Genomic DNA, 18,603 nt, shown 5'->3' on the forward strand with positions numbered 1-18,603 from the left:
GCTGGGCAGAATCCGGGGAGTGGCAATGGAGCACATCACTGAAATTCCGGGCGATAAGACGGCATCGGCCTTCGCCTACTCTGCTGCGGCGGTGGGCGTCGCCGGGGTCCTGACGCTCGGGGCCATGTACGCCGTGGAAGTTCCCCGCGGCGGTCCCTTCGTGTTTGGGGCAATCAACGATGCCACTGGCGCCGTCTTCAACCTGCTGGTCATCCCGGTGATCCTCCAAGTCCACAAACGCCTTCCAAAGGCAGCGTGGACCGAGCCACTGAAATGGGTAACCGTCGCAGCCTCTGCAGCCGGAGCCACGAGTTCGGCGCTGCTGGTACTAAAAGTCCTGGACTTCGGGCCATCCACGGCAGTTTCCGTGGCGGCCATTGTCATCCAAGGGGTTTGGTTCCTGGTGGCGAACAGCAGGTTGCTCCACGCTGGGGACTACCCGAACGGGCTCGCGAAGCTTGGCCGTTTTATCGGCGGAGCACTTTTGATCGGGCTTCCTGTTGCCGGCCTCGGTTTCCTTGTCCCCGGGCCTGAATGGCTGCGATTTGCAGCGATGGGCCTTGGCATCGCCGCAGGGGCATCCGCTTGGATCGCCTGGCCCTATTGGTACTTCAAGGCAGGCAAGTTCCTGGGTCACCGGCGCACGGTTGGCGTGTCCGGCAGCGCGGCTGCGGCAGCCTAAGCGGTCGGCCGCGACGTCAGTCCCCCGGCGTCAGGTGGTCGAACACCAGATTCGTCTGGGTGTTGGCGATTGCGGGATCCGATGCGAGATGGATGGCAATGAAGTCCCGTAGTTCCTTCGGCGTCCCGCAGGCAACGTGCACCAAAAAGTCCTGGTCTCCGGCCAGCAAGAACACACTTTGGACGTTCGGCAGCGCCCGCAACCGCTGGCCGATGGCAAGCATCTTGTTCCTCGCCTGGGAATTCACGCGCACTGAAATCAGTGCGTAGACCAGCAAACCCAGAGCCTCGAGGTCCACCGCCGCATGGAAGCCCCGGATGATCCCGGCGTCACGCAGCGCCCGGACCCGTCCGAGGCACGTGGACGGAGCTATGCCTGCCTTCGAGGCGAGCACGTTGTTGGGGATCCTGGCGTCGGCCATGAGCTCCTTGAGGATCAAACGGTCAGTCTCATCGAGCCGAACCCGGTTCGGAACGGACCCCTGTGTACGGGCAATAGGTGAATCGGACACGAACACTTCTCCAATATTCTCGCGATGCTTCGAAATCCCTGGTTCTTCCCTGAGCTGGATTCTATCTTGAAGCGATTTGCAGAATCGACGAGGAGGTCGCGATGGCCAGTTTCGCTAAGATCCAGGAACGTGAAGGTGGGCTCAAACGGCAGCTCACCTCACGGCAGATGACCATGATCGCGCTGGGCGGTGCAATCGGCACAGGACTGTTCCTGGGGAGCAAGTTCGCCATCGGCCTCGCCGGCCCCAGCGTCATCATCAGCTACGCGATTGGCGGGCTGATTGCACTGCTCCTGATGGGCAGCCTGTCCGAGATGACGGTGGCACACCCAACGTCGGGCTCATTCGGCGCTTTTGCCGAGCACTACGTCAGCCCACTGGCCGGGTTCCTGGTCAAGTACATGTACTGGTCCTGCATTGTGCTGGCTGTGGGAACAGAAGTGACCGCCGTGGGTGAATACATGAAGCTGTGGTTCCCTGACGTGCCATCACTGCTCTGGGTGATCTTCTTCTCCGCCGTGCTCATCGGCGTTAACACCATGAACGTGAAGGTGTTCGGAACCCTCGAGTACTGGTTCTCCAGCATCAAGGTCTTCGCCATCATCGCCTTCATCGTGCTCGGCGCATACATCGTGTTCGGCGCCCGCACCGAGGGCACTGGTTTCCACAACTACACGGCCGAAGGCGGCTTCTTCCCCAACGGCTTGTCCGGCACCTGGTTCGCCGTCATCGTCTCCATCTTCAGCTACCTCAGCATCGAAATGATCGCCATCGCGGCAGGCGAGGCCAAAGACCCGGCAACAGCAGTCAAGAAGGCATTCCGCACCACCATCGCCCGGCTCCTCTTGTTCTACATCGTCACCCTGGCGCTCATCCTGGCGATCGCACCGGTCAGTCAGATCCTGGCCGGCGGCAGCCCCTTTGTCACCGTGATGCAGAACCTCGGCATCCCCTTCGCCGACAGCCTGCTGACTTTCGTGGTGATCATTGCTGCGCTCTCCGCCATGAACAGCCAGCTCTACATTTCAACACGAATGATCTTCAGCCTCTCCCGCAGCGGGGATGCACCGGCCGTATTCGGAAAACTGCGTTCCAACGGGGCCCCGGTCAATGCGCTGATCCTGTCCACTGCCGGAATCGCCATCGCCACGGTGGTTTACGCAATGTTCCCGGAGACAGCCTTCACCTTCATGATGGCAATCTCCATGTTCGGGGCCATGTTCACGTGGTTCATGATTTTCGTGACCCACTGGTTCTTCCGGCGCAGCTTGAAACGCACCGGCACTGAGCTCTCCTACAAGACCCGGTTCTACCCGGTGGGCACCATCCTCGGCGCCGTGCTGATGCTCGCAATCGGCATCAGCACCCTGGGCACCTCGGCCTTCAACATGACGCTGATCTTTGGACTTCCGTCCCTGGCCCTTGTCACTGTCCTGTTCTTTGTGGTGCAGCGACGCAAACGTCAGTCGTCCGGCCTGGATTCAAACCCCGGTGAGGAATCAAACACAGTCCGGAACACCGCCGTCGTATCCTCCGAGAACAGCACGAACTCCACCACCTTCAGAGAACTGCCTGACGCGGCACCGGCTGAAGACGACGACGAAAACGACCTCACGGCGTCGAACGCTACTTCGGCCACCTGACCGGCGTCCCATCCATAGACTCCGGCGCTGATCGCGGGGAAGGCAACGGTCCGGGCTCCCAGCCCGGCCGCCACCGTCAGGCTTTCGCGGAAGCACGAGGCGAGCAGCGCCGGATCCGTCTGCCCAGCGTGCCGGTTGGGACCCACCGTATGCACCACCCACTGAGCGGGAAGCCGGAAGCCTGGGGTCGCGACGGCGGCGCCCACCGGCAATCCGTCCGGCAGTTCGGTGCCCCTCAGCTCGCGGCACGCCTCGATGAGTTCCGGGCCAGCGGCCCTGTGGATGGCACCATCAACACCCCCACCACCAAGCAATGACGAGTTGGCGGCGTTGACGATCGCGTCCACCGTGCGCGTGGTGATGTCACCTTGCAGAATTTCGATTCGCATGGCGCCAGTCTGGCGCCGGAGCGGCAGGAGCGGCAAGTGCGGTACCTTGTGCCCATGGACATCACCGCCCCGGAGACATGGGGATCCGCGATCTACCTGTGGATCGTTCCCATTGTGCTGGGCGACGCCATCTTCCCGCCGATCCCCTCCGAAATGGTGGTGATCACCGGCGGCGCCCTGGCCGCTGACGGCCACGCCAACTTCTGGCTGATCCTCTTCCTTGCCGCTTTCGCCTCGTGGCTGGGCGACATTCTGGTTTTTCTCTTGTTCAAGCGGCGCATCAGCCATGTCCTGGACCGCTGGTCATGGGGCCGCCGGGTTCACCGAGGCATTCACGAGGCAATTGCCAAAGCCGGCCGTTCCTCAACATACGGCGCGATCATCGGCGCGCGGTTCATCCCCGGCGGCAGGCTGGCAACATCATCTGCGGCGGGCATCGCCAACGTATCCGCGCGCGGATTCAGCCTTTGCGCAGGTCTGGGCGCAATTCTCTGGGCGGTCTGGCAAGTCGGCCTGGGCTATTTCACCGGCTCCACCACCAAACTCCCTTTTTGGGCCAGCTCGCTGATCGGCGTGGGCGTCGGGTTGGTGATCGGTGTGGTGGTTGGCTTGATCGTCACGCGGCGGCGTGGCAGCCGCTCACCTGTGGATGAACCGTACGACGCCGACCAGCCCGGCGACGTGCCACAACCCGAGTAGCTTCCCTGATTTAGACCGGGGCCCAGCGGCCGCGGCTGCGGCGCAACACGTACAAGCTCCCCGTGATGGCAACACGTTCGACGGCGTCACGCATCATGGCTGCCGACGTCCGGGCTTCGTCATTCTCGCCTGAATAATCGCGGTCGCCTACCGTGAACCGGAGGCTGATCTGGGGGACGCCGCCCACGATGTCCAGCTGGTTGGATTCGACGTGGTGCCGGGTTTCCAGCGCTTCCACGGCCGCAGCCATCACCGATTCGGGTGCGTTGCCTGGTTTGAGGCCAGTGATCTTCAACTTGGTCTGGAACGACGGCATCCCACCACCCTAAACCCTCTCTCACCTCCCGCGCCCGTGGGCGGATCCCTCTCTCACCAGATGAGAGAGGGATCCGTAAAAACCCACGGTAGGTGATAGAGCGTTTGCTAGCCGGTGTTGCGGAGGCCGGCGGCTACGCCGTTGACCGTGATGAGCATGGCTCGCTGGAGCCGCTCGTCGATCTCGGCTCCGGAGACTGACTCTTCGCGCACGCGGCGGAGAAGCTCAACCTGCAGGTAGCTGATCGGATCCAGGTACTGGTCACGAATTTCAAGGGAACGCTTGAGCGTGGGCTGGGCGTCGAGGAGTTCGATCTCTCCCGTGAGCCGCTCAATTTCGGCCACTGTGAGCTCGTACTCGTCGCGGATCATGTGGAACAGTCGGTGCAATTCCTCCGGAACAAGCGAGGAAACGTAGTGTCCGGCGATCTCCATGTCAGTCTTTGCCAGCGTCATTTCCACGTTGGAGATGACTGAGCGGAAGAAGTGCCAGCGGTCCATCATTTCAAGGAGCTGGTCCGTGTCGCCTGCCTCCCGGGCGGCCTTCAGGCCGGAACCCACGCCGAACCAGCCCGGAACGATCTGCCGGGACTGGGTCCAGCCAAACACCCACGGGATGGCGCGGAGACCGCCAAGGCCTGCACCGGAATCCGGACGCTTGGACGGCCGCGACCCGATGTTCAACGAGCCCAGCTGCTCCACCGGGGTGGAGGCGAGGAAGTAGGCCGGCAGTTCGGGGTCGTCGATCAGTGTGCGGTAACGGTCGAACGCTGCATCAGAGATGGTCTCCATGACGTTGGCGTAGCGCTCACGCTCGTCATCGGATGTGCGCGGAGTCCGGTGCAATGCCGAGCCCTGCATGACCGCGGCCAAGGACAGCTCAAGGTTTTCGCGTGCAAGCTCGGGCAGGGAGTACTTGTCGGAGATGACCTCGCCCTGTTCAGTGAACTTGATTTCGCCTTCGAGCACGCCATTCGGCTGCGCCATGATGGCGTCGTACGTCGGTCCCCCACCGCGGCCCACGGAACCACCACGGCCGTGGAAGAGGCGGACGCGGACCCCGTGCTTGGCGGCCACGTCGCGCAGCTTGCGCTGGGTTTTGTGGATTTCCCACTGGCTGGTCATCACGCCGGATTCCTTGTTGGAATCGGAGTAACCCAGCATGACTTCCTGGACATCGCCGCGCAGGCGGACCAGTTCCCGGTAGGACGGATCGGACAACAACTGGTCCACGATCTCAGCCGAGGCGCGGAGTTCCTCCACGGTCTCAAGCAACGGAGCGAACCCGATCTTGGCGCGTGGCTTACCGCCGAAAAGGTCAATCAAGCCGGCCTCGCGGGCCAGGACCGCTGCCGCCAGGACATCGTCGGCGCCGCGGGTCATGGAGATGATGTACGTTTCCACCACGTCCGGCCCATAGGTGTGCAACGCCTGTCGGATGCTCCGGAAGACGTCATAGGTGCCGTCGGCTGTGCCATCAAGCTTGATGGGGTGCCCGGAGAGCGGGCGGTGGGAGGCCAGTTCTGCGCCGAGGAACGTGAAGCGCTCTTCCCGGCTGAGCTCGCTGTATGGCTTCTCCGTACCGAGCCTGTCCACGAGCTGGCCAACAGCGTCGTGGTGGTAATCGGCATGCTCGCGGATGTCCAGCGTTGCCAGGTGCAGGCCAAAGGCTGCGATTGCGCGGCGAACGCGGGCCAGGGCCCCATCTGCCACCAATCCGGCCGAGTGGTTGCGCAACGAGTCTTCGAGCAGCCCGAACTCTGCCAGCAACTCGGAGGTGGTGGCGTAGTCGCGGCCAGGCTCGTGATAGGTCGATGCAGAAACGCGGCGTCCAGTATTGATGAGCTTGGCCTTGATGCACGTCAGCTTGAGCCTGTAGGGCTCCTGCGCGTTCAGTTCAAGGATGCGCTTGTCCAGGCCCGGAAGGTTCTTGAGGTCCTCAGTGATGGAATCCAGCAACACCTGGTCGGCCCCAAAAAGTGCCGTGGAATTGGAGAGAACCGAAATGAGCTCATCGATCAACGCAATGCTGATGCGCACGGCGTTCTGGTTCTGCAGCTGCAGGATCTCACGGGTGACGGCGGCGGTGACGTTGGGGTTGCCGTCTCGGTCACCACCGATCCACGAACCGAACCGCAGCGGCGCGGCGGCTGCCGGAAGAGTGACACCGTGCTCGGCCAGCAGCTCCGATAGGTCCGTCAGCATTTCCGGCATTGCGTCGGTCAGGATGCTGTTCAGGTAGTAGATGGCGTTTCGTGCCTCGTCCACGGGCGTAGGGCGGACTTGGCGCAATTCATCGGTCTGCCACATCTGGTCGATGATTTCGGCAAGCTGCCGGTCCTGTCGACGACGCGTGGACGTTCCTTCCGCCGTGGGCTCGGCAAGGACATCGGACAGCTTGCGGACCTTGTCCAGCACGGAACGGCGTGAAGCTTCCGTGGGGTGTGCCGTGAAAATGGGGCGGACATCGAGTTCGTTGATCACGTCCTGCAGGACCTGGGGACCCGCTTGGCCTGCGATCTCGGAGACGGCCTTGGCCAACCAGCCGTCCTTCTCCTGCCGGGTGCGGAGTCCCCGGACACGATGGACCTGTTCCGCCGCATTGGTGAGGTGGAAGTAGAACGCAAAGGCCCGCACCAGGTCCGTCGCCTGGTCCAGCGGCAGGGAGGCGAGCAACTCGCGGACCTGGGCTACGACGTCGTGCGCGCTCCACGGACCAGTCGCATCCGCGCCGCCCCTGGCGGCTTCCTTGGACTCCTTGGTCAGCAGGCGAACCTGCTCCACGAGTGCAAGGAGCTCGGGGCCGTGCTGACGAACCAGTGATTCGCCCAAGAGGGTGGAAACGCGGCGGACGTCAGCCCGCAGTTCGGCAGCGAGATCGGTGTCTTGATGGGCAGTGTGAACCATGGATGCATACCTTCAGGATCTGGTTTGGCCCGTACACTGCGCTGGATACTGTGAGCCGGATTACTAATGTTTCCTACGGGATCTTACCCGCACCGAACTCGCCCCATGGAATGCGTCTCAGATTTTGGCTTCACTTTTGGGTCGGCGGGCCGGGCAGGACCATTTTTCCGCTCTCCAGCTCATCATGTGCCGGACCAGGGCCCGCGGTGAGATTCTCGTGCCTGCGCTGCCGCATCTCTTCGATCGCAGCAGCCGCCTCCACCCTGGTTGGTGCACCGGTGGCGGGCTCAACCATGGACAAGACACTTCCCAGCGTGCCCGTTGCGCCCTTCGCCGGGACGCCACGTTGGACAAGTCGGGTGCCGGCCCAAATGGAGCCAAGTATCAAGGCGGCACTGACCACTATTGCAACCACTGCATCCATCCCCATGCGGTCAGGGTACTCCCCGCGGAAGGCGTATCCCAGCGTGTTCAGCCCAGTTGGAAGTTCCTGACGCAATCCGGGATCCGCTCAGTGATTCACCATCAGTAGCTGTAGGAGAAATCATTGGGAGCGATGCCTGGACCGCTCAGCGTGTAGGTCAGGACCTGGTCATCGCGATTTCGTTTGGAGCCGGCTACAACGTGGAAGTGAAGATCGTCCCGACGTACCGATTCCGTGACGCAACTGAGCACACTCCGGCTTTCCAAGGTGCAGGTCCACCCATCCGGGGCGCGAACTCCGTCCTCCACAAGCCAGGCATTCTGATTCACCGAAAAAACAGCCTTGCCGTTTCCCAAGGGCTGGGTGCCGGAGGCAGTGAAATCGACGTCGAGGGTGGTGCCGCTGTAGCCTCCGCTTCGGGTCCGCCGTGCCGAGCCTGTGACTTTTGCGGGAGCCGGTGTGGAATGAACGGCGGAGGGCGTGGGGTCTGGGGTGGTTGTGGGTTGTGGAACCGGCGCAGCCGTCTCAATCGGTTCCTGAGAAGGTTCTTGCACAGGGTCTGGTGGCGCGGCTGCCACTGGCGGCGGCTGAAGGGTGGGCAAAGGAGAGGGTGCGCTTGTTCGCGTTGGTGCTGGTGCTGGTGTGGCTGATTTTGGATCGTTTTCCACGTGAGGGGCGACAGTTTCCACCGTCCGCTCCTCCATATAGGCATCCGGAGTCAGGTGGTCAACTATTCCGACCGCTCCCAAAACAAGCCCGACGCCTGCCGCTGCAATGATGGCCATTACAGCCGGCTTCGCCAGGGCCGGGATGACCAGGGCTGCCTTGGCCGGCGCCATCCCGCCAAGGACACCCAGTCCCGCGCCCTTTCCCGCCCACAGTGCGACAGGGATTCCTGTCACCAGCGGGAGAAGCACAGCCCTCATGCTGCCCTGGACATCATTCAGTTCCGCCAGTGCCGCCGTGCATTTGGAGCAGCCATGCAGGTGCTCGCGAACTTTGCGTTCAGTCGCGCTGGAGAGTCCACCCCGGAGAAAGTTGCCGAGTTTCGATACGTACTGGGCACATCCCTCATCGGATTGATCCGCGATGTGGCACTGAAGGTATTGCCGCCTCAGCCCTTCACGCGCACGGAGAGCCAGTGCGGAAACGGCGTTCGAGGACAGCCCAAGAATCGGCGCGACCGCGGCCGGCTTCATTCGCTCTACATCCAAGTACCACAACACAGCCTGCCAACGTTCCGGCAGCGCGCGGAACGCTTTGGCCACCGTGTGTGATTCGAAAGCGCTGATGGCGGGATCGGAGTCGGCCAATGTTTGGTCCAGAACAGATTCGTCACCGCTGGGCAGGACCTTCCCGGCCTTTCGATTCCGCTGATGGGACAACCGGGTAACCGTGGACAGCAGGTACGCACGGAAGAAGGTATCCGGTCCTTTCCCGGCCACAAGGCTTTGGAGAACGGATTGGAACGCCTCAGCCACAACGTCTTCGGCGTCGCTGGGGTTGTCCACATTGCGCCTGGCGACGTTGGAGGCAATGGAAAAGTGGCGCTCATAGAGTCCATCGAACGCAGACATCTCGCCGCTGCGGACCAACCCAATAAGGTGACCGTCGCTATCGACGTCCACGTCGCTGCCCGCTTGTGACCTGTGTGCCATTTAAGGCACCCTCAAACCGTTAATAAACCTGCCCATGTATATGGAGTGCAGGTAGGCGGCAAGTCGTGACGCGATTTATACATTGTCTTTAGCAATCATTCTCCGGGCCAGTTTCGTCACGAAACGACGTCCCGGGGCACTGTTCGGATATGACATCGTTCCGGACAAAATCATTCGCAGAATGCACGTTCTCGCGGCACCTTTTGCTACGTAGATGGCAGACCACCAGTTACCAAACGGGCTGGCGCTTCCGGGCGGACTGGTTCCTGCCCGAGGTCCGGACCGTTGTAGCGTCGCTCGCAACGAGCGCAAAGGTCCCACCCCCCACAGCCAAATCGCTCGGCGCTGCCCGTGCGAGGAACGGTGTCAGCATCAGTGAGACAATGACCGATTTTCGGGCCCTTTTTGCGGCGGCGGAACGGACCCTGGACGTCGACGCCCTTCAATCACTGGCGGAGGGTTGGGCCGAAGTTGCCGAAAGCGTGCCTCCGATCTCGTGTACGGATGTTTACACAGGACTGGCAACGCAAGCCCACTTCCAGCGACGGATCCACGAAGTCTCGGCGGTGGGATCCGGCCCTGGGTGCACGACTGCGCACGCCGTGGCAATCATCTCTGTCGCCGGGCCGCGCGAGAGCCGCAGCCATTGCTGGACACTGCTGGCCAAGCTCGGGGAAGCCGTCACAGGGCATTTGCTTGGCACCGGCGCCATGGCCATGTATCAAAACTCCGCCGTCCACGTTCTCTTCCCCTTCAGCGAAAGCAATCTGTGCCGGCTGGTGGAATGCAGGGCCACACTCGATGCTCTGGGCGATGGCGCCCTGAGCCCTGCGCGCATGAAGTTTTATCCTCTTACCTCGATGGCAGCGGCTACCACGACAACAGCGGCTCATGACTCTGCCTTCGAAACGAAATAGGCGGCCACCTGCTCACGGCGTCACGAACCACCTGGCCCGAGCACTCATTCTGTGACGGAACATTCCACCACGGATTCTAAGGACCATCCAGCACATGAAAAATCAGATCCATCTAAAAACCGTGTCATTGGTGGCCGCGCTTCTGGCGGCCGTCATGGCCGTTCTGGGGCTAGGCATGTCGGCGCTGCCAGCCAACGCTGCAGAGCTGGCAGACGCGGAAATCACCCTGAGCACGGAATCAGTTGTTTCCAGTCAATGGGACCAAGTAGATCTGACATGCGCATGGTCCGTGCCGGACAACTCGCAGCCGGGTGACACCTTCAGCATCCAGCTCCCCTCGGAGCTGCGCTGGTTTGGGGCTGCTTCCTTCGATCTGGATAACTCCGCGGGCGACACCGTTGCGACAGCCGTGGCAAACGACACCGGCCTGGTTGTCTTTACCCTCACGGATTTTGTAGGCACGCATCCCCTTGACGTGGGGGGAACCTGTTCCTTCACTACCCAGTACTCGGTGAAACCGGCGAACGGTGAAACCCAAGAGCTGACCTTCACTGTAGGCTCCAGCGTGGTTCGCGTACCCGTGGTCATCGAGCCTTGCCGTTCGGACTGCGATCCGGGAGTGCCGACATCTGTGGGTAAGTCCATGTGGTGGTCGGACGCTGGACAGACAGAACTTGAATCAGTCTTCTATATGCCCCCCATGGTCTCGGAGACCAACGATGTTGTGGTTACCGATACCCCGGCTCCCGGCATGGAAATCGATTGCAGCCGTGTGACGCCGCGGGTCGGCCAAAGAGTGGGAAACGCCGGCAATATTGTCACGCCCTATGACGACGACGAGTACCCGGCAAGCATCGAATGCAGCCCCCAAGAACTCACGGTCACCTGGACGGGACTTCCCGAAGGCGAGCACGTGGAACTTTTCGTCGTAACGGAGGTGACGGATGCGTCCTTGGCCTCCTACGAAAACAACGGAACGGTGACCATTTCGGGCCAGGAAACTCCGGTCGGGGCCCAGACACGTCGAAGCAGCGGAAGCGGCACGGGCGAAGGTACCGCCACACCCACACCGACGCCGACACCCAGCACCACCACCGCCACACCGAAGCCGACGCCCAGCGCGACCACCACCACGGCGACGCCCACCCCCGGCCCGAGCACCACGAGCCCTGTAGTTGTGGTGCCAACGGAGGAACCATCCGAGCCTGCCCGAGCGGAATCCTCAGAACAGCTCGCAAACACTGGTTCCCAAGGAGCGGCGTTCGTGTTTGTGGCTGCAGCCCTTCTGGCAGTGGGTTCCGTGCTCGCCTTCGCAGGAGCCAAATGGTCTCGGCGGCGGTCGCACTAGCGGGCGATCGTACTAGTCCGCGGTAGGACGAGAAGACCGTCGAAGGAGCTCCCCTCAGGAGCAAGACAGCAGCGATGGGCCGGGTACGTGGTACTCGGCCCGTCGATGCAGTCCACTAATCGCGGCTCGCGCTGGCATGAGTTGGGGGCTGGCGCGGGCCGTTCCAACGTCGTGGCGGCACCGTGTGCCGTTGCCACGAATTCAGGGAATGTCCATCCCCGGCGCATAGTTGAGGAAAGTGCAATGAGCGTGAATTGACGCGAACACAAGCCGAGGAGACCCATGAGCTCGCCCACCACAGCAACCGACGCCCAGCTCGCCCGATGGGATCGGTTCCGTGCAGGTCGAAATGCAGCCCTGGGAGCGGAACACGGCTGGTTGACGCTGACCTCGTTCCAGTGGATTGAGTCGGTCCCAAGCGATGTCGAACTCGTTCCCGGCCTCTGGTCTACCGACGGCACCACGGTATTCCTTTCGGCGAGTGCTGCCGACGGGCTCACTTTCGTCGAGACCGGGGAAACCGTCGAAGGAACAGTTACTGCAGTCCTTGAGGACGAAGAGTCCTTGATGTGGGTCCAGTACGGCGGTTCCGACGGCAAGCAGGTGATGGTCGAACTCGCAATGCGTGCGGACAAGTACGCTATCCGCACCCGTGATGACGGCTCTCCCGTCCTCACGGAGTTCAAAGGCGTTCCAACCTACGAATACGACCCGGACTGGGTTATCGAAGGACGTTTCGAGGTCTACGCAGAGCCCAGGGATGTACCCATCGGCACGGCTAATCCTTTGGTTGATGGCATCCATCGCTCCGTGGGTGAGGTCGTTTTCCAAGTACCTGGCGTCCCCCACGAAATCCGGCTCCATGCTGAGGCCGAGAAGTTGGGCGCCCTCAACGTGACGTTCCACGATGAGACAAACGGCGACACCACGGACGAGTGGCGCAAGGTCTTCATCCCCCGCCCCCGCCCGGACGGATCTGTGGTGATCGACTTTAATCGCACCATCAACTACCCCAGCGCCTTCACGCCCTACGGCACATGCCCCATGCCTGTCCGCGGCAATTCGATCGACGTCCGGGTGGAAGCGGGCGAGAAGCTCCCCCAGCAGGACTAGGCGATGGCCGAAACTCCTGTCACAGCGCGGCCAACGATGAGCGAGTTGATCTCGTACGAGCCCTCGTAGGTGAAGATGGCTTCGGCGTCAGCAAAGATCTTTGCGATCCGGTAGTCGGTGACAATTCCGTTGCCGCCAAGAATGGACCGTCCCAGAGCCACCGTCTCCCGCATCCGGGCACTGCAGTAGGCCTTCGCGAGCGCCACTTGTGCCATGTCGGCACCACCGTGCCGCACGCCTTGGGCGTCCGTGTAGATGTCTTCCTGCAATTGCGCGATCCTGACCATCATCCCCATGCTGGCTACTGCGTTTCCCAGCATGTCCACCAAGTGTTGCTGGATGAGCTGGAATTTGGCGAGCGGCTTGCCGAACTGCATGCGCTCGACGGCGTACTGCCGGGCGACGTCGAACGCTGCCAGTTGCTGGCCCACTGCCTGCCAGGCGACCATGATCCGGGATCCGCGCAGCAGGTGGTTGGTGTCCGCAAAGCTGCTGATCCCCGCAAAGCGATCTGCCTCGGCAACCTCGACGTCGGTGAACAGGATGTCCGCATTCTGAACCGTCCGCAGGGCGATCTTGTTCTCGATACGGCTCCGTGTGATGCCCGGCAAGGAAGCCTCAACGATGAACGCACGCACTGCTCCGTCCACTTCGTCCTTGGCCCACACCAGCATGTAGTCGCAGAACGTCCCGTTGCCAATCCAGCGTTTTGCGCCGTTGATCACCCAGTAGTCACCGCCGTCGTGCTCTGACCGCTCAACCCGACGCGCGGTGGTTTCCATTCCGCCGGCAACATCGGACCCATGGTCCGGTTCGGTGAGCGCGAAGGCTCCGGTGGTGCGGAGGTTGGACGCGTCGTCGAGGTAGCGGTCCTGTTGGGAGTCGCTGCCGAAGTCGTACAGTGATTCGACGAAGAGATCGTGATGGACCATGAAGAACGTGGCAATCGAGGTGTCGACGCGCGTCATCTCGGCGATGACCAGGCCGGCGAACAGGTGCGTATATCCACGCTGGGCCGGTGCACTGAGCCGCAGGGCTGCGAGTTTGGGAAGGATATGTTCGGGGAATTCGGCTTTTTCCCACCACTGCCCCGCGTAGGGAGCGATCTCCGTGGCAAGGAATGCCCGGAGTTCATTGAGTTTCCGCTGCTCCTGGACGCTGAGCAGGGACTCAAAATCGAAAAAGTCCGCGGTGGGCAAACCTGCCACAGAAGCCGGAACAGAAGCTGCAGAACCTGAGGATAGTGAACCGCCGCTGTAGTCGCCCATCATTTGAGCCCCATGCGGATAGCGCCGTCCAACCGGATGGTCTCCCCATTGAGCATGGCATTCTCCACGATATGAGCGGCCAGGTTGGCGTACTCAGCCGCACGGCCGAGGCGGGCAGGATGCGGCACCTGCTGTCCCAGGGAATCCTGGGCGGCTTGCGGAAGTCCAGCCATCATGGGCGTTTCGAAGATGCCGGGCGCGATGGTGTCCACCCGGATCAGCGAACGCGCAAACTCACGCGCCAGCGGCAGGGTCATGGCCGCTACGGCCCCCTTCGACGCCGCGTAGGCAGGCTGCCCGATCTGGCCTTCGAATGCGGCGACGGAGGCGGTGTTGATAATGACGCCGCGCTCGGGCCCTCCGAGTTCAGTGGAAACCGGCTCGGTTTCAACCATGGCTGCGGCGGCGAGGCGGATCACGTTGAACGTCCCCACGAGGTTGATCTGGATGACCTTGTTGAACGTCTCGAGCGGCAGGACGCCGTCGCGGCCCAGGACCTTGCCCGGGGTTGCGATGCCGGCACAGTTGACCACGATGCGGAGCGGGCCAAGGGAAGTTGCGGCATCGACGGCGGCCTGTACCTGTGCCTCGTTGGTGACGTCCGCGGGGACAAACACCGCCCGCGGCCCGGAAACTCCGGCGGCATTCAGCTCCGCCGCGTAGGCCTCCCCCGCCGACTGCGGCAGATCCACAAGGACCACCGAAGCCCCGGCGTCGAACAAGCGCTTTGCGGTAGCGGCTCCCAGCCCTGACGCCCCGCCGGTGATCAGCGCGACCGTGCCCTTGATGTCCATCCATCCTCCTTGATGCAGACTCAAAATCCGTTAATGCATGTTAACTGGAATTGTGAGCCAGCGCACCCTCGGTAGGCTGGGGACATGCCAGCCGACACTTCTCCTGCCGAGCAGCCGCTCTCCTTCACGGACCGAAAAGAGTGGGCGGCGCGGGCCAATCAAGCGGCCCGCTCTGTGACGCGCATTTTCGGCCGGCGCCTTCTTTTCCTGCCCGGCACGCACATCGGTGCGGTCAGCATTCCAACAAAGACCGCCCGCAGCGTCTTCGGCCCTTGGCACTATTGGTGGCAGGCGCATTACGTCGATTGCCTGGTGGATGCCGGTCGCCGTGAACTTTCCACCCAAACAAAGTTCGACGGCGACTCCCGCCCCAGTGCGGGCAGGCTCGCTTCGCGGCTGGTCACCACCATCCGGTTGAGGAACCTGTTCAGGTTTGAGAACCACTTTTACGACGACATGGCCTGGCTCGCCCTCTCAACCCTTAGGCTCGAAAAGCTGGCGGAGGAAACCAGGAACCCGGGCCGCCGGCGCAACGCCTATGTCCGCAGGAAGCTGACGCTGCAGTTCGACTCGGCCTCCACGGACGATCTGGGCGGCGGAACGTTCTGGAGCACCACAAGGGATTTCAAGAACACACCGGCCACAGCTCCCGTTGCTCTCTACTTTGCACGGACTGATCACCGCGAGCGGGCGCAGTCCTTGGTGAACTGGCTCAACAGCAGGCTCCTGCATCCCCAGCGGGGTGTCTATCAGGATGGGCTGAGGATCAGGAATGGTGAGGCCGTCCTGGAAGAAGCAATCTATACCTACAACCAAGGCCCGGTTCTGGGTGCCTTGCTGGAACTTGGTGGCGAGGAGAACCTGGAAAGGGCTGCGCATTTGGTTGAGGCAGTGTCCAGGGAATTAACGGTCCCCGGAACACATGTCATCCATGGTGATGGCACCGGCGATGGCGGCCTCTTCGCGGGCATCCTGGTCCGTTACCTCGCCCTGTCCGCCACCGATGAACGGTTGCCCCCCGCGGCACGGGAAACAGCCCGGGCACTGGTGCACGCCACGGCTGAAGCCTTCTGGCTGAGCCGGCGTGAAGCGCCCGAGTTGATGCCGGGCAAGAGCGGGACGCCGTTGGTCTTCTCTCCCAATCCCCTGCGCCCGGCGAGCGAGACGTATCCGGTGGGTGCCGCCGTCGAACTTTCCACCCAGCTGCAGGCGTGGATGACGTTGGAGGCCGCTGCGACCCTCTAGCCGGGATCGGAGGCTGGACGTTTCTTCTGCGGGTACGGCGCTTCGTGCCGGGCAAGCATCTCGACGAATCCGGCGATCTTGCGCGCCCGGGTTTCTGCCCGTTTGACCCCGTTGGTGCGATGGACCAGGGCGAAGCGGTTCTGGGACGTCAGGACGTCGAACATGGCTTGGGCCTCGGGAACTTCGGCGATCGCAGCTGCGAGGTCATCCGGGACTACGGAATCGGCCGGGCCGGCGTAAGCGGCCTCCCAACGGCCATCGGCTTTGGCGGCCTCGACGGCGGCACGGCCTGCGTCGGTCATCTTGCCCTCGGATTCCAGTCGGGCGATGTGGCCCACGTTCCGTGCGGACCAGATGCTTTTGCGACCACGCGGCGTCATCCGCTGGAAGTAGCTGCCGGCGTCGCGGCTTCTCGCTTGTCCGTCGATCCAACCAAAGCACAGGGCCTCGTCCAGCGCGGCGTCGTAGTCCAGGTCCGTGACGTTGCCGCCCTTTTTGTGCAGGATCAGCCACACGCCGGGGCATGCGGCGGCGTTCGCTGACAACCACGAACGCCATTCGGCGCCGTCTCGGACAAGAAGTTCTTCAAGCTCAATGGGCATGGTTTCATTCTGCTGCGAAACAGGCGGTCCCCCACATGGCCACGCGGCATAGGCTGGGAACTGACTCCGCCGTACCTGCAGGACCCACCCCAGGAGGACCAATGTTGCGATCCCGCCCAACCCACTACACGTCCCGCCGCGAGCAATGGGACGCGCTCCTTCAAGCACTGGGGCTGGTCACCACTGTGGATGAGGGCGACTGGCGGGAATACGACGCCGGTTCGGGTCGCCTCGCGCTGGGCCACGTGGTGCACGGCCACCCGCTGGACGGATCCACGATCTTTGGGGTCGAGGTAGGAAACCTTGAGGAGTTTGCGCGGCGCACCGAGGAAGCCGGCACCCAGGCGGAAATCCACGAGAGTCCCGACGGAACCACCGTGCGAATCTCCACTGAGGACGGGTTCGAGTTCTTCGCGTTCCCAGCCCGGCGTGCCTCGGATGGCACTTGGGCAACGTCAACCGAGGCCGACCCGGCCGTCACAGTGGTGGCCACGTGGGTCAGTCCTTTCGTGGGCCTTGCGGCCAACGACCTCCGCAACATCGGTGCCCGGCCGGCGTCCGAGGACGACGAATCGGCCACGTTCACCACCAAGAACGGCGGAATCCTGCGAGCTATCCACGGCGCAGACAGCACCCACGGCGACCTCGCGTTTGAGTACGACGGCGGGCTGGAACCTCTGTTGCACCGGCTCACCGAAGCGAAAATTGAAGCCAGGATCAGTGAAGGCGTCCTGTACGTCGCCAACCCGGATGCTGTGGGCGGCGCGGCGCCGGCGTCGATTGTGGTTGAACCAACCCACCAGGCGCCGGCGGGCCCAAACAGCTAGTCCTCCAACACCCCGTCGCAAAGCCGGCCGACAACCTCGGTGAGCATGGTCAGCCCGGCAACGATGTCCTCATCCGTGGTGTATTCGTGCTCGTTGTGGGAGATGCCGTCCACGCTGGGCACGAACAGCATGACGGTGGGGACGAGGTCCTTCATGTTGGTGGAGTCGTGCCCGGCCAGGGTCATGACTTCCTTGTTGGACAGTCCCAGGTCGGCGGCCACCTTTGCCGCGAGCTCAACGCCCTCCGGCTGGTACGGGGTGACGGCCCAGGAGTGTGAATGGTGTTTCTCCACCGAGACGTTGGCCAGTCGTTCAATTTCCGTGATGCGGGCGTGCAGCAGGGCGTCGGCTTCGGCCAGGACGGCTTCGTCGGCGCTGCGCAGGTCCAGCAGCAGGTTCACGCGGGACGGCACCACCACGGGCGAGTTCGGGTACACGTTCAGCTGCCCCACGGAGGTGTGGAGGGCACCGGGGAAGCGATCGGCAAGTTCGCGCGCGGCAACCACCAGCATCGAGGCGCCTAGCAGCGCGTCCTTGCGGTCTGCGATCACAGTGGAACCCGTATGTGCCTGCTCGCCGTGGACCACGAACTCGTACTTGTTCGCTGCCCAGTTGGAGCTGACCAGGCCGATGGTGACGCCTTCGCGTTCCATGCTGCGGCCTTGCTCGATGTGGATTTCCGCGCAGTACGCAGCTTCCGGCCCTTCAAACGTGCCGCGGCAGCCGATTGCGTCCAGGGCATCGCGGACGGTGACCCCGGCGGCGTCCTTGGTGTTGAGGGCGTCTTCAAGTTCCAGCTTGCCGGTGTAGACGGACGAGCCCATCATGGACGGCTTGAAGCGGCTGCCTTCCTCGTTGAACCAGTTGACGACGGCGAGGTTGAACTTGGGTGCCGTGGCGCCGGCTTCCCAGCGGGCTGCCAGGCGGAACGCGGCGTGGGCCGCGGCGAGGACGCCGTACGCGCCGTCGTAACGGCCCGCCGTCGGCTGTGAATCCATGTGCGATCCGACCACCACGAACGGCGCACCGGGCACTGACTCGTAGAGGCCCCACTGGTTGCCGGCGTGGTCGAACTTGACGGTGAAGCCGTGCTCTTCGAGGAGGCCTGCGAGCCAGCGGCGCTGTTCGCCGTCGGGAATCGTTGCCGCTTGGCGGTCCACACCGCCGTTCTCGGTGGCACCGAAGGCGCTCATGGTCCGGAAGTCCTGGACGAAGGCGGTGTCCTGGGTGGTGAAACTTGTGGTGGTTGTCATGGTCTCCC

Annotated in this window: 17 protein-coding genes and 1 pseudogene; 8 read left to right on the forward strand and 10 right to left on the reverse strand. The window is 62.8% G+C overall.

What is annotated here, in order from left to right; all coding sequences use genetic code 11:
- Nucleotides 1–25: 25 nt before the first annotated feature.
- Nucleotides 26–682 carry a hypothetical protein gene (locus GVL04_RS12695; protein ID WP_159704859.1) on the forward strand — a complete coding sequence of 219 codons (657 nt, stop codon included), beginning with the start codon at nucleotides 26–28 and terminating at the stop codon, nucleotides 680–682.
- A 16-nt stretch (nucleotides 683–698) separates the two neighbouring features.
- Here GVL04_RS12695 and GVL04_RS12700 read toward each other — a convergent pair whose 3' ends face one another.
- Complete coding sequence (locus tag GVL04_RS12700; protein WP_235036269.1) at nucleotides 699–1,193, reverse strand: Lrp/AsnC family transcriptional regulator; 495 nt, start codon at nucleotides 1,191–1,193, stop codon at nucleotides 699–701.
- Between the two features lie 173 nt (nucleotides 1,194–1,366).
- Between GVL04_RS12700 and GVL04_RS12705 the strand changes: the two are divergent.
- Nucleotides 1,367–2,563, forward strand: a pseudogene (locus tag GVL04_RS12705) (amino acid permease); the annotation flags it as partial.
- Nucleotides 2,564–2,655: 92 nt separating this feature from the next.
- Here the strand turns inward: GVL04_RS12705 and GVL04_RS12710 are convergent.
- Nucleotides 2,656–3,225: an O-acetyl-ADP-ribose deacetylase gene (locus GVL04_RS12710; RefSeq protein WP_200846837.1), complete on the reverse strand. Its 570-nt coding sequence runs from the start codon at nucleotides 3,223–3,225 to the stop codon at nucleotides 2,656–2,658.
- 54 nt (nucleotides 3,226–3,279) lie between these two features.
- Between GVL04_RS12710 and GVL04_RS12715 the strand changes: the two genes are divergently transcribed.
- On the forward strand, nucleotides 3,280–3,924 hold the full coding sequence (locus GVL04_RS12715) for a DedA family protein (RefSeq protein WP_159704985.1): 645 nt from the start codon (nucleotides 3,280–3,282) through the stop codon (nucleotides 3,922–3,924).
- Between the two features lie 10 nt (nucleotides 3,925–3,934).
- Here GVL04_RS12715 and GVL04_RS12720 read toward each other — a convergent pair whose 3' ends face one another.
- The 4 genes from GVL04_RS12720 to GVL04_RS12735 form a co-directional block, all read right to left on the reverse strand.
- Nucleotides 3,935–4,240 carry a hypothetical protein gene (locus GVL04_RS12720; protein WP_159704865.1) on the reverse strand — a complete coding sequence of 102 codons (306 nt, stop codon included), beginning with the start codon at nucleotides 4,238–4,240 and terminating at the stop codon, nucleotides 3,935–3,937.
- Nucleotides 4,241–4,347: 107 nt separating this feature from the next.
- Complete coding sequence (gene ppc, locus GVL04_RS12725) at nucleotides 4,348–7,146, reverse strand: phosphoenolpyruvate carboxylase (protein ID WP_159704868.1); 2,799 nt, start codon at nucleotides 7,144–7,146, stop codon at nucleotides 4,348–4,350.
- A 130-nt stretch (nucleotides 7,147–7,276) separates the two neighbouring features.
- The gene (locus GVL04_RS12730; protein WP_159704871.1) at nucleotides 7,277–7,645 is read right to left on the reverse strand and encodes a hypothetical protein; all 369 of its coding nucleotides are present in this window, start codon (nucleotides 7,643–7,645) and stop codon (nucleotides 7,277–7,279) included.
- Between the two features lie 26 nt (nucleotides 7,646–7,671).
- A complete protein-coding gene (locus GVL04_RS12735) occupies nucleotides 7,672–9,228 on the reverse strand; it encodes a sigma-70 family RNA polymerase sigma factor (protein WP_200846838.1) in 1,557 nt (518 codons plus the stop codon).
- A gap of 383 nt (nucleotides 9,229–9,611) precedes the next feature.
- Between GVL04_RS12735 and GVL04_RS12740 the strand changes: the two genes are divergently transcribed.
- The 3 genes from GVL04_RS12740 to GVL04_RS12750 all read left to right on the forward strand — a co-directional run bounded on the left by GVL04_RS12740 (nucleotide 9,612) and on the right by GVL04_RS12750 (nucleotide 12,606).
- A complete protein-coding gene (locus tag GVL04_RS12740) occupies nucleotides 9,612–10,145 on the forward strand; it encodes a hypothetical protein (RefSeq protein WP_235036270.1) in 534 nt (177 codons plus the stop codon).
- Between the two features lie 94 nt (nucleotides 10,146–10,239).
- The gene (locus tag GVL04_RS12745) at nucleotides 10,240–11,493 is read left to right on the forward strand and encodes an Ig-like domain-containing protein (RefSeq protein WP_159704877.1); all 1,254 of its coding nucleotides are present in this window, start codon (nucleotides 10,240–10,242) and stop codon (nucleotides 11,491–11,493) included.
- 282 nt (nucleotides 11,494–11,775) lie between these two features.
- Entirely contained in the window at nucleotides 11,776–12,606 is an 831-nt protein-coding gene (locus GVL04_RS12750; protein ID WP_159704880.1) for a DUF1684 domain-containing protein, read from the forward strand.
- On the opposite strand, the gene GVL04_RS12755 is transcribed toward GVL04_RS12750, so the two are convergent.
- Together GVL04_RS12755 and GVL04_RS12760 are read right to left on the reverse strand one after the other, a co-directional pair.
- Nucleotides 12,603–13,874, reverse strand: a complete 1,272-nt coding sequence (locus tag GVL04_RS12755) for an acyl-CoA dehydrogenase family protein (RefSeq protein WP_159704991.1) — start codon at nucleotides 13,872–13,874, stop codon at nucleotides 12,603–12,605. The genes GVL04_RS12750 and GVL04_RS12755 overlap by 4 nt on opposite strands.
- Nucleotides 13,874–14,668 carry an SDR family NAD(P)-dependent oxidoreductase gene (locus tag GVL04_RS12760; RefSeq protein ID WP_159704883.1) on the reverse strand — a complete coding sequence of 265 codons (795 nt, stop codon included), beginning with the start codon at nucleotides 14,666–14,668 and terminating at the stop codon, nucleotides 13,874–13,876. The genes GVL04_RS12755 and GVL04_RS12760 overlap by 1 nt, the downstream gene beginning before the upstream one ends.
- 84 nt (nucleotides 14,669–14,752) lie before the next feature.
- Here GVL04_RS12760 and GVL04_RS12765 point away from each other — a divergent pair, with 84 nt between their 5' ends.
- Nucleotides 14,753–15,913: a glycoside hydrolase family 76 protein gene (locus GVL04_RS12765; RefSeq protein WP_159704886.1), complete on the forward strand. Its 1,161-nt coding sequence runs from the start codon at nucleotides 14,753–14,755 to the stop codon at nucleotides 15,911–15,913.
- Here GVL04_RS12765 and GVL04_RS12770 read toward each other — a convergent pair.
- Nucleotides 15,910–16,515 (reverse strand): YdeI family protein, encoded by a 606-nt coding sequence (locus GVL04_RS12770; protein WP_159704889.1) that lies wholly within the window; start codon nucleotides 16,513–16,515, stop codon nucleotides 15,910–15,912. The two genes, GVL04_RS12765 and GVL04_RS12770, sit on opposite strands and share 4 nt — an antisense overlap.
- 101 nt (nucleotides 16,516–16,616) lie before the next feature.
- On the opposite strand from GVL04_RS12770, the gene GVL04_RS12775 reads away from it, so the two are divergent.
- On the forward strand, nucleotides 16,617–17,342 hold the full coding sequence (locus GVL04_RS12775) for a hypothetical protein (RefSeq protein ID WP_159704892.1): 726 nt from the start codon (nucleotides 16,617–16,619) through the stop codon (nucleotides 17,340–17,342).
- On the opposite strand, the gene GVL04_RS12780 is transcribed toward GVL04_RS12775, so the two are convergent.
- Nucleotides 17,339–18,595 carry a M20 family metallo-hydrolase gene (locus GVL04_RS12780; protein WP_159704895.1) on the reverse strand — a complete coding sequence of 419 codons (1,257 nt, stop codon included), beginning with the start codon at nucleotides 18,593–18,595 and terminating at the stop codon, nucleotides 17,339–17,341. The genes GVL04_RS12775 and GVL04_RS12780 overlap by 4 nt on opposite strands.
- Nucleotides 18,596–18,603: the final 8 nt, after the last annotated feature.

Origin of the sequence: Arthrobacter sp. 18067, from assembly GCF_902706295.1 — a bacterium.
Classification (GTDB): Bacteria; Actinomycetota; Actinomycetes; order Actinomycetales; family Micrococcaceae; genus Arthrobacter.